At 71.2% G+C, this 14,448-nt stretch carries 12 protein-coding genes, 1 tRNA gene and 1 pseudogene; 3 read left to right on the top strand and 11 right to left on the bottom strand.

All coding sequences use genetic code 11. The features are described from left to right. Nucleotides 1–224: 224 nt before the first annotated feature. Nucleotides 225–440: a hypothetical protein gene (locus Q7F20_RS14555; protein ID WP_022907338.1), complete on the top strand. Its 216-nt coding sequence runs from the start codon at nt 225–227 to the stop codon at nt 438–440. A 7-nt stretch (nt 441–447) separates the two neighbouring features. Next, on the top strand, nt 448–2,292 hold the full coding sequence (locus Q7F20_RS14550; RefSeq protein ID WP_305740791.1) for an ABC transporter ATP-binding protein: 1,845 nt from the start codon (nt 448–450) through the stop codon (nt 2,290–2,292). Nucleotides 2,293–2,329: 37 nt separating this feature from the next. On the opposite strand, the gene Q7F20_RS14545 is transcribed toward Q7F20_RS14550, so the two are convergent. The 3 genes from Q7F20_RS14545 to Q7F20_RS14535 form a co-directional block, all read right to left on the bottom strand. Next, complete coding sequence (locus Q7F20_RS14545; RefSeq protein WP_305740790.1) at nt 2,330–2,950, bottom strand: isochorismatase family protein; 621 nt, start codon at nt 2,948–2,950, stop codon at nt 2,330–2,332. 23 nt (nt 2,951–2,973) lie between these two features. Beyond that, nucleotides 2,974–4,467 carry a D-alanyl-D-alanine carboxypeptidase/D-alanyl-D-alanine-endopeptidase gene (gene dacB, locus Q7F20_RS14540; protein WP_305740789.1) on the bottom strand — a complete coding sequence of 498 codons (1,494 nt, stop codon included), beginning with the start codon at nt 4,465–4,467 and terminating at the stop codon, nt 2,974–2,976. 78 nt (nt 4,468–4,545) lie between these two features. Further along, nucleotides 4,546–5,526, bottom strand: coding sequence for a Gfo/Idh/MocA family protein (locus tag Q7F20_RS14535; RefSeq protein WP_305740788.1), 981 nt, complete (start codon nt 5,524–5,526; stop codon nt 4,546–4,548). Between the two features lie 172 nt (nt 5,527–5,698). Here Q7F20_RS14535 and Q7F20_RS14530 point away from each other — a divergent pair, with 172 nt between their 5' ends. After that, nucleotides 5,699–7,378, top strand: coding sequence for an HAD family acid phosphatase (locus Q7F20_RS14530; protein ID WP_305740787.1), 1,680 nt, complete (start codon nt 5,699–5,701; stop codon nt 7,376–7,378). A gap of 113 nt (nt 7,379–7,491) precedes the next feature. Here the strand turns inward: Q7F20_RS14530 and Q7F20_RS14525 are convergent. The 8 genes and pseudogenes from Q7F20_RS14525 to Q7F20_RS14490 form a co-directional block, all read right to left on the bottom strand. Beyond that, nucleotides 7,492–7,564, bottom strand: a tRNA-Thr gene (locus Q7F20_RS14525). A gap of 44 nt (nt 7,565–7,608) precedes the next feature. Further along, nucleotides 7,609–8,265: a TetR/AcrR family transcriptional regulator gene (locus tag Q7F20_RS14520; protein WP_305740786.1), complete on the bottom strand. Its 657-nt coding sequence runs from the start codon at nt 8,263–8,265 to the stop codon at nt 7,609–7,611. Nucleotides 8,266–8,410: 145 nt separating this feature from the next. Then, nucleotides 8,411–9,553, bottom strand: a complete 1,143-nt coding sequence (locus tag Q7F20_RS14515) for a DNA polymerase III subunit delta' (RefSeq protein ID WP_305740785.1) — start codon at nt 9,551–9,553, stop codon at nt 8,411–8,413. A gap of 25 nt (nt 9,554–9,578) precedes the next feature. Further along, entirely contained in the window at nt 9,579–10,214 is a 636-nt protein-coding gene (gene tmk / locus Q7F20_RS14510; protein WP_305740784.1) for a dTMP kinase, read from the bottom strand. Then, a complete protein-coding gene (gene topA, locus Q7F20_RS14505) occupies nt 10,211–13,447 on the bottom strand; it encodes a type I DNA topoisomerase (RefSeq protein WP_305740783.1) in 3,237 nt (1,078 codons plus the stop codon). Before topA ends, tmk begins: the two co-directional genes overlap by 4 nt. Next, nucleotides 13,444–13,749: a TadE family type IV pilus minor pilin gene (locus Q7F20_RS14500; protein WP_305740782.1), complete on the bottom strand. Its 306-nt coding sequence runs from the start codon at nt 13,747–13,749 to the stop codon at nt 13,444–13,446. Before Q7F20_RS14500 ends, topA begins: the two co-directional genes overlap by 4 nt. Before the next feature lie 34 nt (nt 13,750–13,783). Continuing rightward, complete coding sequence (locus tag Q7F20_RS14495) at nt 13,784–13,990, bottom strand: DUF4244 domain-containing protein (protein WP_305740781.1); 207 nt, start codon at nt 13,988–13,990, stop codon at nt 13,784–13,786. An 83-nt stretch (nt 13,991–14,073) separates the two neighbouring features. Beyond that, nucleotides 14,074–14,448, bottom strand: a pseudogene (locus Q7F20_RS14490) (hypothetical protein); the annotation flags it as partial.

Below are 14,448 nucleotides of genomic sequence, written 5' to 3'. Positions count from 1 at the left end.
CGCTGTCGTACGACATCGGCGGTGTCGAATGTTGCGGGCGCGTGCATTTGCACACGCGGTGGGGCGACATCACCGACGTCGTACGACGTCGGTGATGTCGTTCCGAGTCGGCCCAGCCAACCCGCTGCGGCGCCACCGCCTGCCGCCACACGCGCCACCCCCGCCCCACCCCAACACGTCAACGCACGTTGACACCCGCCGGCCGTCAATGTAGGTTGACACCCGTGGACCGACCGACCATCACGAGCCTCGCCGCCGGCGCAGCCGGGGACGACCCGTTCTCCGCCCTCGCCAGCGTCCGCGAACTCCGCCGTGAGCTCGACCGGACCGAGGAACTCGCCGCCCGCCGCGCCCGGAACGCCGGTGCCTCGTGGCAGGAGATCGCGACGCTGCTCGGCGTGAGCCGCCAGGCAGTGCACAAGAAGTACGGCAGAAACTAGGAACACGATGAGCTTCCCCTTCGCCCGACCCAAGAAGACCGACGGTCCCCGCGCCAGCTTCGGCCGCCTGCTGAGCTACCTGTTCGAGAACAAGCCCGCGATGGTCGTCATCATCGTGCTGAGCGTGCTCGGCGCCGGGGCCTCCCTCGCGCAGCCGCTGCTCGTCAACCAGGTCATCACCGCCGTCCAGCACGGCGACACCCTGAGCACGCTCGTCTGGCTGCTCGTCGGGCTCGTGGTCGTCGCGGGCGTGCTCAACGGCGTGCAGCACTTCCTGCTCCAGCGCGCGGGCGAGGGCGTCGTGCTGTCCACCCGCCGCAAGCTCATCGCGCGCATCCTCAACCTGCCGATCTCCGAGTTCGACACCCGGCGCACCGGCGACCTCGTCTCCCGCGTGGGCAGCGACACGACCCTGCTCCGCGCCGTGCTGACGCAGGGCCTCATCGAGTCGATCGGCGGAGCCCTGACCTTCATCGGCGCGGTCATCGCGATGGCGGTGATCGACCCGCTGCTCCTCGGCATCGTCGTCGTCATCGTGCTCGTCGCCATCGTCGTCGTCGGTGGACTCAGCCGCCGCATCCGCGTCGCATCGAAGCGCGCGCAGGAGAAGGTCGGCGACCTCACCGCCGCGGTCGAGCGCGGCATCGGCGCCGTCCGGACGATCCGGGCCGCCGGCGCCACCGAGCGCGAGGTGCACGAGGTCGACGGCCACGCCACCGAGGCCTACCGTCGCGGCCTCGACATCGCGAAGATGTCCGCCTTCGTCGTCCCGGTCGCGAGCATCGTCATGCAGGTCGCGTTCATCGCCGTCCTCGGCGTCGGAGGCGCGCAGGTCGCCGCGGGCACCATCACGATCGCGACGCTCATCACGTTCATCCTGCTGCTCTTCATGATGATCATGCCGCTCGGTCAGGCCATGGGCGCGGCCGTCGCGGTCGCGCAGGCGCTCGGCGCGCTCGGGCGCATCGAGGAGATCCTGCACCTCCCGACCGAGGCGCAGGACGACAAGGCGGTCCGCGTCGCCGCCGCGGTCGAGAGCGACGACGCGATCGCGTTCGAGCACGTATCGTTCCGGTACGCGCGTCCGGCGCAGGCGTCCGGTGCCGACGGTGCCGAGTCCGCCGTCGTCCCAGGAGGCGCGGCGCAGCGCCCCGACGACACCACCGCCGACGACGTGGTGCTGGACGACGTGTCGTTCCGGGTCCCCCGCGGGTCGCGCGTCGCACTCGTCGGGCCGTCCGGCGCGGGGAAGTCCACCACGCTCGCCCTGATCGAGCGCTTCTACGACCCGACGAGCGGGATCATCCGGCTCGGCGGCGTGGACGTGCGCGGCCTCGAACGCGCCGAGCTCCGCGCGCAGATCGGGTACGTCGAACAGGACGCACCGGTGCTCGCCGGCACGATCCGCGCGAACCTGCTGCTCGGCTCACCGGATGCCACCGAGGCCGACTGCGTCCGCGTGCTCGAGGCCGTCAACCTCGGCGAGGTCCTGCACCGCGACCCTCGGGGCCTCGACGCCCAGGTGGGCGAGGACGGCGTCATGCTGTCCGGCGGCGAACGGCAGCGGCTCGCGATCGCCCGCGCGCTCCTCGCCGCTCCCCCGATCCTGCTGCTCGACGAGTCCACCTCGTCGCTCGACGGGGTCAACGAGCAGAAGATGCGCCTCGCGATCGACGCCGTCGCCGAGGATCGCACCCTGCTCGTGATCGCCCACCGGCTGTCGACCGTGGTCGACTCCGACGTGATCGTGGTGCTCGAGCACGGCCGCGTCGTCGGCGTCGGCACCCACTCGGAGCTCGTCGAGTCGACGCCGCTCTACCGCGACCTGGCGAAGCACCAGCTGCTCGTCTGAGGCGGTCCGGTCGGCCCCGGACGACGTCGGGCCACGCTCAGAGGAGCGCCCCGTCCGGGTTCGCCAGTCCCTCGTCCATGTCGCTGTGGTCGACGTGCCCACCGACCGCCCGGATCTCGTCGAGTGCCCGCGCGCTCCGGTCGTCGTCGACCCCGACCACCAGGTCGTCGTAGACGGCGACGTCGTACCCGGCTGCGCGGGCGTCGAGTGCCGAGGCGCGCACGCAGTGGTCGGTGGCGATGCCGATGACGTCGATCGTCACGACTCGGTGCTCCGCCAGGACCTCCGGCAACGGGACGCCGTCCTCGGTGCGCGCCTGGAACGCCGAGTAGTCCGGTGTGCCCTGCCCCTTGAAGACGTGCACGTCGATCGGAGCGGTGTCGAGCCGCGGGTGGTACTCCGCACCGGGGGTACCGGCGACGCAGTGCACCGGCCAGGTGGTCTCGTAGTCGGGTCCCTCGGGGCCGGCGAAGTGGCCACCGTTGTCGTCGTCGCCGTGGTGCCAGTCGCGGGAGCCGACGATGAGGTCGTACTCGTCGGCGTGCCGACCGAGGAACGCGGTGATGCGACGCGCGAGGTCGTCCCCGCCGGTCACACCGAGGGCACCGCCCTCGGTGAAGTCGTTCTGGACGTCGACGACGAGGAGTGCCCTGGACATGGTCCCATCCAACACCCGGGGCCTCAGGAGCCGGTGAGCCTGCCCCCGCACGAGTACGTCGCCGCCGTCACCGCGTCGAGCGCCGGCAGCGCCGCGGCCCGCGAGGACCCGATCGCGTAGAACGCGAACGTCAGGCGGGTGCCGTCGGCCGCGTCGATGTAGCCGCCGAGGGTGTTCGCGCTGTCGATCCATCCGGTCTTCGCGTGCACCTTGCCGCGCGCGACGGCGTTCGCCCCGGTGAACCGACTGGCGAGCGTGCCGGACTGCCCCGACACCGGCAGAGCGTTCGCGAGCGTCCCGAGGCCCTTCGCCCCGGCGGCCACCTGCACCATGAGGTGCGCGACGAAGTTCGGCGAGACGGCGTTCGCGGCGCTCTCCCCCGAGCCGTCCTTGATGACGATGCCGGCCGGGTCGACGCCGTACGACTTCAGGGCCGTCTGGTACACGGCGGTGAGGGAAGCGGCGGACCCGTCCGAGCCGGACTCCTTCGACGAGATCCGCGCGAGCATCTCGGCCAGCGTGTTGTCCGAGTTCGGGATCATCTGGCCGATGAGCGTCGACACCGGCTGCGACGAGACCGTGGCGATCGTGTCCGTGCTGGTCGTCGCACGCTTCACGATCTGTGCGTTCGCGGCACCGGCGACGCCGGCGTTCGCGAGGGCCGTCCGGAACAGGTCACCGGCCCGACCGACCGGGTCGGTGGACCGCGGCGAGGTCGCGGCACCGGGGTTCGCGCGGTCGCCGTCGACCATGAGCGCCGTGACGTTCGGCTGGTAGCCGATGGTCCGTTCGCTCACCGGCCACGTGGGGTCCCAGGCGTCGGCGTCGTTCCAGTACGTGTCGTCCGTGACGATCGTGGTCACCGGGGTGTTGCCGAGTTTCGCCTTCACCTGCTGGGCGAGCTGCGCGAGCGTCGGAGCGCCCGGGTAGACCGTCGCTCCGCCGGCCGACAGGGTGGCGTCACCGTGACCGACGAGCGCGATCGCTCCGCCGGACTCCTTCGTCACGGTGGTCGGGATGCGGTGGTCGCCACCGAGGACGGCCAGCGCGGTCGCCGTCGTCAGGGTCTTCATCACGCTGCCGGTCTGTGCGGGCTTGTCCCCGTTGCGCGAGAAGAGCACCTCGCCCGTCTTCGCGTTCATGACGTAGCCCTCGAACGCGCCGAGCCCGCTCGCCGAGGCAGCGTTCGTGATCGTGCAGGTCCGGAGGGCAGACGGACCGGGCGGGTCCTCCGGTACGCTGCGGCCCTTCGGTGTCGGCGTCGGGGTGGGCGCCGCCGCAGTCGGTGCCGGGGCGCTCGACGCGGTTGCGGACGCCGTCGCGGCCGCCGTGGTCGTCGGGGTCGGCATGGTCGCCGCCGCCACGGCCACCGCACCGCCCGATCCGAGCACGAGCACGGTCGCGAGGCCGCCGGCGATCCACGGGACCGGGCGGCGGGCGATCGAAGCGCGGACGGCGGTGCGGGCGTCGCGGAGGCGGTCCGCGACGCTGCGCGGTGAAGGCTGCTGGTCGGACATCGCGATCGATCCTACGGAACTGCGGGAGGAGCCTCCAGGCCTCCTTCGCCGGTCCGCACGTTCCGCGCCCGCCGAGCGTCAGCCGTCGGCCGGGTACCGGACGCCGACCTGGCGGCGTGCCTCGTCCATGAGCGCCATGATGGCGATGGTCTCCTCGGGGTCCATCGGGCCGCCCTCGTGGGTGCCGGACTCGACCATCGTCTCGAACGCGCGCACCTCGTGCGCGTAGCCGGTGAGCTCCTCGCGTCCGTCGAACTCCTCGACGACGTTCCCATCGCGGTCCCGGATCCGCCAGGTCGTCGGCGTGTACCAGGTCGCGTCGAGGTCGATGCGACCGTCCTCCCCGATGACCGAGGCCGTGTTCGGACTGCGGAGGTCGAGCCCGAAGTGGATCATCGACTGCGTCCCGCCCTCGTGCGTCAGCACCAGGCCCATCTGGGTGTCGACGCCCTGCTCGCTCAGCGTGCCGGCAGCGACGACCGACGTCGGCACGCCGAGGACGTCGACCGCGAAGGAGATCGGGTAGATGCCGAGGTCGAGCATCGCGCCGCCGCCGAGCGCCGGGTCGTTCAACCGGTGCGCCGGATCGGACGGCAGCGCCTGGTGGTGCGTCGCCTCGACGACCCGGACGCGCCCGATGCGCCCCTCGGCCACGAGCTCGCGGATCATCGACATCTGCGGGAGGAAGCGCGTCCACATCGCCTCCATGACGGCGACGTCGGCCCGGCGGGCGGCGCCCACCACACGACGGGCCTCGTCCGCCGTGATCGTGAAGGCCTTCTCGACGAGGACGTGCTTGCCGGCCTCGATCGCGAGCAGCGCATCCGCCGCGTGCCGCGAGTGCGGTGTCGCGACGTACACGGCATCCACGCCGTCGTCGGCGACGAGGTCCTCGTAGGAGCCGTGCGCCCGCGGGATCCCGAACTCGGCCGCGAACGCCTCGGCGCTCGCGAGCGTCCGGCTGCCCACCGCGACGAACTCGATCCCCGCGGCGCTGCAGTCGCCCACGAAGGACCGTGCGATGCCGCCCGTACCGATGACTCCCCAACGAACCGTCATGTGACCTGTCTACCAGCGCCGTCCGACGGCCCGCCGCTGTCCACCCGCAGCACTTTGGTATGGACTGCACGGGTGATTGCCAGCTAGCGTGCTGCTGCGCCCCCTGAACGGGGGTGCGACGGTCGTGTCCCGCGCGACCGCTCCTCCCACAGAAAGCGATCAGGTCTCCTCCATGCGCCGATCCGTCCTGTCCGCCGTCGCCACGAGCGCGGCGATCGTGCTCACCTCGACCCTCGTCGGCGTCACGCCCGCGGCCGCCCACGGGTGGGGTTCACCCGGACACGGGTGGACACCGCCCGGCCACTCGGCCGACGCTCGCCTGCAGCCACGGACGCAGTTCACGATGGCCGCCGACGGCTCCTCCGGAGCGACCCAGGGCGGCGAGGGCATCCCGAACATCGACTCGGTCAAGAAGACGATCGCGACCTACTACGGCGACCCCGGTACCGGACTCGCGAACCGCACCGACTCGCCCTACATCCGCGAGATGCGCTCCATCGTCGATCGGCAGGGCGCCCAGCTGCGGCGTATCCACGACGCCGCCGTCCGCCGCGGTGAGAAGCCCGCGATCGTCCTCGACGCCGACGACACCACGCTGTGGACGTACGACATGGAGGTCGCGGACATGCACTTCGTCTTCGACCCCGCCCGCCAGGACGAGTGGGTGCAGGACGAGCGCTTCCCGGCGACGCCCTCGATGGTCGGCTTCGTGAACCGTGCGCAGTCGCTGGGCTTCACGATCTTCGGGCTGACCGGCCGCAACGACGACCAGAAGGCCGCCACCGTCCAGAACCTGTCGAAGGTCGGGTACACCGCCTTCACCCAGGACCGCTTCTTCACGAAGTGGACCGGGGTCGGCGCGTCCCAGCAGCCGTCGTACATCACCTGCGCGACCGCGAAGTGCACGACCGTCGAGTACAAGGCGCTCACGCGGAAGCACATCGAGCAGGACCTCGGGTACGACATCGCACTGAACATCGGCGACCAGTGGAGCGACCTGCAGGGCGGCTACGCCGATCGATCGCTGAAGCTCCCGAACCCGACGTACTACCTGCCCTCCGCAGACCTGCCCGGTGTCTCGGAACCTCGCCTGACGCCCCGCACGCACTTCACCATGGCTGCCGACGGCTCGTCCGGCGCCACCCAGGGCGGCGAGGGCATCCCGAACATCGACTCCGTCAAGTCGACCATCGCGACCTACTACGGCGACCCCGGCACCGGACTCGCGAACCGCACCGACTCGCCCTACATCCGCGAGATGCGCTCCATCGTCCGCAAGCAGGCCCCCGTCGTCGCCGCTCAGTGCGCCGTCGGCCGCAAGCTCCACCGCAACCCCGCGATCGTGCTCGACGCGGACGACACCACGCTGTGGACCTACGACATGGAGGTCGCCGACATGCACTTCGTGTTCGACCCCGCCCGCCAGGACGAGTGGGTGCAGGACGAGCGCTTCCCCGCCACCCCGTCGATGACCTCGCTCGTGTCGATCGCCGAGCGCTCCGGCTGCTCGATCATCGGACTCACCGGACGCAACGACGACCAGAAGACCGCCACGATCGAGAACCTGCAGAAGGTCGGGTACCCGCAGTTCCAGGCGACCCAGCACGGCACGCAGACCTACTACACGAAGTGGACCGGGGTCGGCGCCTCCCAGCAGCCGTCGTACATCACGTGCGCCTCGGCGAAGTGCACCACCGTCGAGTACAAGTCGCAGACCCGTGCGCACATCGAGTCGCGCTCCGGAGGGCGGTACGACATCGTGGCGAACTTCGGCGACCAGTACAGCGACCTGCTCGGTGGGTCGGCGGACCGCAGCGTGAAGCTGCCGAACCCGACGTACTACCTGCCCTGAGGCGATGGGTTCGGGTGCCCGGCTGTTCGGGTGCCCGAGCCCTCGCTCTCCCGCGATTCCGCGCCGGGTAGCAGAAAGCCCCGGTCAGACACTGTCTGACCGGGGCTTTTCGGAGCCGCCTGTCGGAATCGAACCGACGACCTATTCATTACGAGTGAATCGCTCTGCCGACTGAGCTAAGGCGGCGGACGCTCCGTTGCCGGAGCGGCACGGGACACGACTATACAGGTTCAGACGAGCGAACGCGAAACGAGCGCGTCGAGGTCGGCGAACGACCGCTCGAGCTCGTCGACGAGGTGGGTGTCGGAATCGGCGTCCGACCACTCCCACCAGGCATGCCGCAGCACGGCCAAGGCCACGAGCGACGCCAACCGCGCCCGACGGCGACGATCCGGAGTCGTCCCCGCGGCGTCCACGGGCTCGTCAGGTGCCTCGCCTGCTGCCGCAGCGAACCGCGCCACGATCGCCCCTTCGATCGCCCCCTGGAACTCCTTCATGGACTCCATCCGTCGGCTGAAGAGCTCCGGCGCGGCCCGCAACACCTGCTGCCGCTCCTCGATCAGCCCGCGCTCCTCGATGAGTTCGCGCGTCGAGTGCACGAGCAACGCCCCGAGGTCGGCCAGCAACTCCCCCGTCGGCCCACCCGCCACGAAGTCAGCCAGCGTGTCGTCGTCCGGCAGCGTCGGATCGTCGCCGAGGATCGCGCCTTCCTTGTTCGGGAAGTAGTTGAAGAACGTCCGCGGAGAGACGTCCGCACGCCGCGAGATCTCGTCGACCGTCACCGCGGCCAGCCCCTCCTCGATCGCGATGCGGAGCGCGGCCTGCTGGATCGCGAGTCGGGTGGCGCGGCGCTTCCGCTCGCGCAGGCCGGGTTCTGCGTCGGACATGCGGCGATTCTCCCATGCGCGGGGCCGCGGGCGGATGGGGAACGTCACAGACACGGTGTGGGACGCCTGGAGGCGCGGTTCGCGCCCGACGGGCCGCTCGGCTTCCACAGGTGGTCCGGTCCACGGCGTCGGCGACCTGCGGGGGTCAGCGCCGGGCGCGGGCGATCGTGACGAGCAGCGCCTCGAGCGCGAGGAGCGCCGCCACGTTCGCGGCGATCCGCTGCCGGGCGAGCGCGATGGCGTCGAGCACCTCGAGGGCCGCAGCCGGCGTCACCGTCGGCAGTGCCTGGTCGAGGTGGTCGCGCATGGCGAGGTTCACCGGCTCCGCAGGCGCCCCGAGCCCGAGCAGCAGCAGGTCACGGTACAGCGAGGAGACGTCCACGAGGATGCGGTCCAACCCGTCCCGGAGGCTTCGCGTCGCCCGACGCTTCTGGTCCTCTTCGAGGAGGCGCAACTGCGAACGGAGTGCTGGCGGGATGGTCCCCCCGGGCTCGATCCCGAGGGAGCGCATCGCGGCGTCACGTTCCTCGGAGTCGCGTTGCTGCGTGATCGCCTTCGCGTCCTCGTCGGCGACGGCGAGCAGGTCGGCGGCGGCCATCACGGCGTCCCCGACCGTCCTGACCCCGAGCACCGTGGTCAGCGTCCGGCGCCGACGGTCGCGGGCGTCCTCGCTCGTGGCGAGACGCTGGGCCATGCCGATGTGGCTCTGCGCCTGCCGTGCCGCGTCCATCGCGAGGACACGGTCGACACCGGTCCGGGCGACCAGGAGGTCCGCGACGGACTCGATGCCCGGCACCCGCAGGCGGACCGAGCGGACGCGCGAGCGGATCGTCGGCAGCAGGTCGGCCTCGCTCGGGGCGCAGAGGATCCAGACCGTGCGCTCCGGCGGTTCCTCGAGCGCCTTGAGGAGCAGGTTCGACGTGCGCTCCGTCATGCGGTCCGCGTCCTCGATGATCACCACGCGGTAGCGCCCGACGGACGGCGAGTAGTGCGACGAGGTGACGAGCTGCCGGATCTCGTCGATGGTGATGATCACGCGCTGCGTCGTGAGGACCGAGACGTCGGGATGGGTCTTGGCAGTGATCTGCTGGAGCGTGTGGTCGTCATCCGGACCGCTGCCGACGAGCGCTGCGGCGAAGGCGGACGCGACGTTCGACCGGCCCGACCCGGGAGGTCCCGTGATCAGCCACGAGTGCGTCATGCCGCCGGTGCCGTCGGGCGACTCGGCAGCGTTGCGGAGCGAGGCGACCGCCTCTTCTTGCCCCGTCAGGCCGTCCCACACGCTCATGGAATCATCCTGCCAGCCGCCACCGTCATCCCTCGACGATCCCGACCAGTGGAGCGACCGCGGCTCGGATCGCGCGCTGGACGTCCGCAGCCGGTGCGGACGCGTCGACCACGAGGAAGCGCTCGGGCTCGGCGGCCGCCATCTCGAGGAACGCCCGCCGGACCGTCTCGTGGAAGGCCTCGGCCTCGGACTCGAGTCGGTCGAAGGTGTCCCCGCGCGCCGCGGCCACCCGCGCACGCCCGACGGTCACGTCGAGGTCGAGCAGGATCGTGCGGTCCGGGGTGAGTCCGTCAGCCGCCCAGTCCGACACCGAACGGATCTGCTCGGCACCGAGACCGCGAGCGATGCCCTGGTACGCCACCGAGGAGTCGATGTACCGGTCCTGCAGCACGACGTCGCCGCGAGCGACCGCGGGACGGACGAGGGTCTCGACGTGGTGCGCTCGATCAGCCGCGTAGAGCAGCGCCTCGGCTCGTGGCGCGACGTGCCCGCGTTCGTGCAGGACGATCTCGCGAATCCGCGTCCCGAGCTCGGTCCCGCCCGGTTCGCGGGTGCGCACGACCGTGCGGCCGTGCGCTTCGAGCCAGGCGGTCAGCAGCTCCGCCTGCGTCGTCTTGCCCGCACCGTCGCCGCCCTCGAGCGTGATGAACCGGCCGGTCACTTCTTCTTGGCCGCCGGCTTCCGCGCCGGTGCCTTCTTCTTCACCGGTCCCTTGGCGCGCTTGTCCGCGATGAGCTGCACGGCTCGGGCGTGGTCGACCGCTTCGACGTCCTCGCCGCGCGGGATCGTCGCGTTCGTCTCGCCGTCCGTGACGTACGGACCGAACCGGCCGTCCTTCATCTTGATCGGCTTGCCGGACACCGGGTCGGCGTCGAACTCCTTGAGCGCCGCGCTCGCAGCGCGTCGTCCGCCGTACTTGGGCTGGGCGAAGAGCTCGAGCGCTCCGGGGAGGTCGACGTCGAAGATCGCGTCCTCGCTCGGCAGGGTCCGGGTGTCGGTGCCCTTCTTGAGGTAGGGGCCGTACCGCCCGTTCTGCGCGGTGATGTCGTCGCCGGACTCGGGGTCCTTGCCGACGACCCGCGGCAGGTCGAGCAGCTTCAGGGCCGTCTCGAGGTCGACCGTCTGCGGGTCCATGGACTTGAAGAGGGACGCCGTGCGCTCCTTGGGCGCAGCGGCCTTCTTCGTCGTCTTCTTCGCCAACGCCTTCTTCGCGGCACCCTTGGCGCTGGTCGTCGCTGCCGGCTCCGCCTCTGCGGCGGCCGGCGCGGCCTGCGTCTCGAGCACCTCGCCCGTCGTCGGGTCGACCGCGGGCTCCGGCTCGGGCGTGCGCTCGGTCACGTAGGGACCGAAGCGGCCGTCCTTCGCGAGGACCTCTTTCCCGGTCTCGGGGTTGATGCCGACGACGCGGTCACCGAGCACCGGGGCGTCCACGAGCTCGCGGGCCTTCTCGGCGGTGAGCTCGTCCGGAGCGAGGTCCTCGGGCACGTTGACGCGCCGGGGCTTCTCGGGGTCGTCGCTCGGCACCTCGATGTAGGGGCCGTAGCGACCGATGCGGAGGGTCAGCCCCGGCGCCAGTTCGACGGAGTTGATCTCCCGCGCGTCGATCTCGCCGAGGTTGTCGATCACCGTGCGGAGACCACGCTGGTCACCGCCGCCGAAGTAGAACTCCTTCAGCCAGTCGACACGGTCGGCATCGCCGTTCGCGATCCGGTCGAGGTCGGCTTCCATGTCCGCCGTGAACTGGTACTGCACGAGGTCACCGAAGTAGTCCTCGAGCAGCCGGACCACGCTGAAGGCGATCCAGTTCGGCACGAGCTGGGTCCCGCGCAGCGACACGTAGCCACGGTCGATGATCGTCGGGCTGATGGTCGGGAAGGTCGACGGCCGGCCGATGTCCAGGTCCTCGAGCGTCTTGATGAGGCTCGCCTCGGTGTAGCGCGGGGGCGGGGTGGTGTCGTGCCCCTTCGCGACGACGTCATCGACGGCGAGGTGCTCGCCTTCCTTCACGTCGGGCAGCGCCACGTCGGTGCCCGAGCGGTCCGAGGACTCGTGGCGGTCCTCGTCCTTGCCCTCTTCGTAGGCGTTGAGGAACCCGCGGAAGGTGATCACCGTGCCCGACGCCGTGAACTCGGCGTCGGTGCCGTTCGCGGTCGCCGGGATGCCCTCGACGGACTCGGTGGAGGAGATGCCGAGGACGATCGACGCCGTGGACCCCTTCGCGTCCGCCATCTGCGATGCGATCGTGCGCTTCCAGATGAGGTCGTAGAGACGCCACTCGACGCCCGTCAGGGTGCCCTCGAGCTGCGCCGGGGTGCGGAAGGTGTCACCGGCGGGCCGGATCGCCTCGTGCGCCTCCTGCGCGTTCTTGCTCTTGCTCGCGTAGACGCGCGGCTTGTCCGGCACCGTGGCCGCACCGTAGAGGTCGGCGGCCTGCTTGCGGGCTGCGTCGAGCGCCTGCTTCGACAGGTTGACGGAGTCCGTACGGATGTAGGTGATGTACCCGTTCTCGTACAGCGTCTGTGCCGCACGCGCGGTCTGCCGCGGCGACAGTCGGAGCTTGCGCGCCGCTTCCTGCTGCATGGTCGACGTCGTGAACGGCGCGGCCGGACGGCGGGTGTAGGGCTTCGACTCGACGCTGCGGACGGTGGCGTCCCCCGCACGCTCGAGCACCGTGGTGAGTGCGGCGGCGGCGGCTTCGTCGAGGCGGACGGCCTCGCCCTTCAGGGCACCGCGGTCGTCGAAGTCACGACCGGAGGCGACCCGGGTCCCCTGCACCCGCGCGAGTCGAGCGGTGAAGGCTGCGTCGCCCTCCTTCTCGAAGCGCGCGCTGAGGTCCCAGTAGTTGGCCGACACGAAGGCGAGGCGTTCGCGCTCGCGGTCGACGACGAGCCGCGTGGCAGCGGACTGCACCCGGCCGGCCGAGAGCCCCGGACCGATCTTGCGCCAGAGCACCGGCGACACCTCGTACCCGTAGAGGCGGTCGAGGATCCGGCGGGTCTCCTGTGCGTCGACGAGGGCGGTGTCCAGCTCACGGGTGGCGTCCTGCGCACGCTGGATCGCCTCCTTCGTGATCTCGTGGAAGACCATGCGCTTGACCGGCACCTTGGGCTTCAGGACCTGCAGGAGGTGCCACGCGATGGCCTCGCCTTCGCGGTCCTCATCAGTCGCGAGGTAGAGCTCGTCGGCTTCCTTGAGCGCGCGCTTCAGCTCGGAGACGGTCTTCTTCTTCGCGTCGGAGACGACGTAGTAGGGCTCGAAGCCGTTGTCGACGTCCACCGAGAACTTGCCGAGCGAGCCCTTCTTGAGCTCTGCCGGCAGGTTCTTGGGCTCGACGAGGTCCCGGATGTGTCCGACGGACGCCTGGACCTCGTATCCGTCACCGAGGTATTGCGCGATCGTCTTGGCCTTCGCGGGGCTCTCGACGATGACGAGCTTCTTCGTGCCTGGCACGTGTCTCCTTGATCGATGGTGCTCGTCGGCCCTGGACGACGAACGCGTCCGGGTCGACCGGGGCACCGGTGACCGGGGGCCGACAGGCACACCATACACATAGTGTTCGGGCTGGTCGTCCGTCGGCCCTGCGACGGCGACTGCGCCCACGGCGAACGGTCCGTCACCCACCACGACCCGGACCCGGGCGGCGGAGCCGGCGGTTCCGCACGTGTCGAGAGCGGCCTGGTTCCTGGCTGCCACCCGTGTCGCGACGGAACAGGGTCGTCCCGGGACGACGCCGACGAGGGCCGCTGCCGCGGCGAGCGCCGAGGCGTCGGCTGCGGCCTGGGCGCGGATCGTGGCCACGCGCAGTCCGGCTGCGGCGAGCGCCGACGTCAGGACGACGAGGACGACACCGACGACCGCCGCGAGCAGCACCGTGGCGGACCCGCGCTCCTTCACCGCCCGTCCTCCGCAGCGCAACCGGTGGCCCGGAGCGGTACGGCCTCGAACGGTCCGGCGGCGCCCCGCGCTGCCCGGACGCAGACGACGACGCCGTCGCGGTGGACGGTCACGTCGGCCCCGGGTGCGAGGCGTTCGATCGCCGCGCGAGCGGCGGCGTCGTCCCCGCGACCGAACGCCCGCGCCGCCGTCGCCGCTGCGAGCTGGAGACGACCGAGGGCGTCGACGACGACCACCGCGGCGACGAGCGAGGTCAGGACGAGTGCCACGGCGGGGAGCACGACCGCGAACTCGACGCTCACGGAGCCGCGCTCCCCGTCCACCGTCGCGCGTGGATCAGAGCGAGAGTGCACCGCGGACGAGTTCCGTGAGGATGCTCTGCACTTCTCCGGAGCGCATCACGGCGACGAGGACGCCGGCGAAGGCGACGGCGGCGAGGATCACGACGGCGTACTCGGCCGTCGCGGACCCCCGGTCGTCGTCGAGTCGTCGCCGGAGTCGGGTGCGGAGGCCGTGGCGGCGCGGGCGGGGTGTGTCGGTCATGTGCCGGTCCTTCCTGGTGTGGTGCGTCCAGCCTCGCGGTGGTCGACCCGCGGCACGGGGCCGGCAGCCGCATCTGTGGATGATCAGCCGACGTCGACGACGGTGGAGGAGAGGACTCCGAACACCACGGGCACGACCCCGACGAGCACGAACGCGGGGAGGACGCACACGCCGAGCGGTAGGACCAGCCGGACCGCGAGTCGCTCCGCGGCGGCCAGGCCGGCTGCAGCAGCGTCGTCGCGGACGTCCTCGGCTGCCGCGCGGAGGAGCGACGCCGCCGGGACCCCGGCGCGCTGTGCGAGCGCGAGGACGTCCCGGAGGTGCTCGCCGTCCGCCGCACGGTTCGGGCAGTCGGCGAAGGCCGCGCGGACGGCCGCTCCACCATCTGCCCAGGACCCGCCACCGGACACCGCGACCGCCCACGCGTCGAGCAGCACGCCCGACAGGTGCCCGTCGGG

The sequence above is a fragment of the Curtobacterium sp. A7_M15 genome, from assembly GCF_030705415.1.
Taxonomy (GTDB): Bacteria; Actinomycetota; Actinomycetes; order Actinomycetales; family Microbacteriaceae; genus Curtobacterium.
Note: the sequence above shows the minus strand (reverse complement) of the source record. Positions and strands in the feature narration are given on the sequence as shown.

What these genes read in the sequence shown, in the direction of transcription:
- Q7F20_RS14550 (WP_305740791.1), top strand. Translation starts at nt 448, where the DNA reads ATGAGCTTCCCCTTCGCCCGACCCAAGAAGACCGACGGTCCCCGCGCC.
- Q7F20_RS14545 (WP_305740790.1), bottom strand. Translation starts at nt 2,950, where the DNA reads ATGTCCAGGGCACTCCTCGTCGTCGACGTCCAGAACGACTTCACCGAG.
- dacB (WP_305740789.1), bottom strand. Translation starts at nt 4,467, where the DNA reads ATGTCCGACCAGCAGCCTTCACCGCGCAGCGTCGCGGACCGCCTCCGC.
- Q7F20_RS14535 (WP_305740788.1), bottom strand. Translation starts at nt 5,526, where the DNA reads ATGACGGTTCGTTGGGGAGTCATCGGTACGGGCGGCATCGCACGGTCC.
- Q7F20_RS14530 (WP_305740787.1), top strand. Translation starts at nt 5,699, where the DNA reads ATGCGCCGATCCGTCCTGTCCGCCGTCGCCACGAGCGCGGCGATCGTG.
- Q7F20_RS14520 (WP_305740786.1), bottom strand. Translation starts at nt 8,265, where the DNA reads ATGTCCGACGCAGAACCCGGCCTGCGCGAGCGGAAGCGCCGCGCCACC.
- Q7F20_RS14515 (WP_305740785.1), bottom strand. Translation starts at nt 9,553, where the DNA reads ATGAGCGTGTGGGACGGCCTGACGGGGCAAGAAGAGGCGGTCGCCTCG.
- Q7F20_RS14495 (WP_305740781.1), bottom strand. Translation starts at nt 13,990, where the DNA reads ATGACCGACACACCCCGCCCGCGCCGCCACGGCCTCCGCACCCGACTC.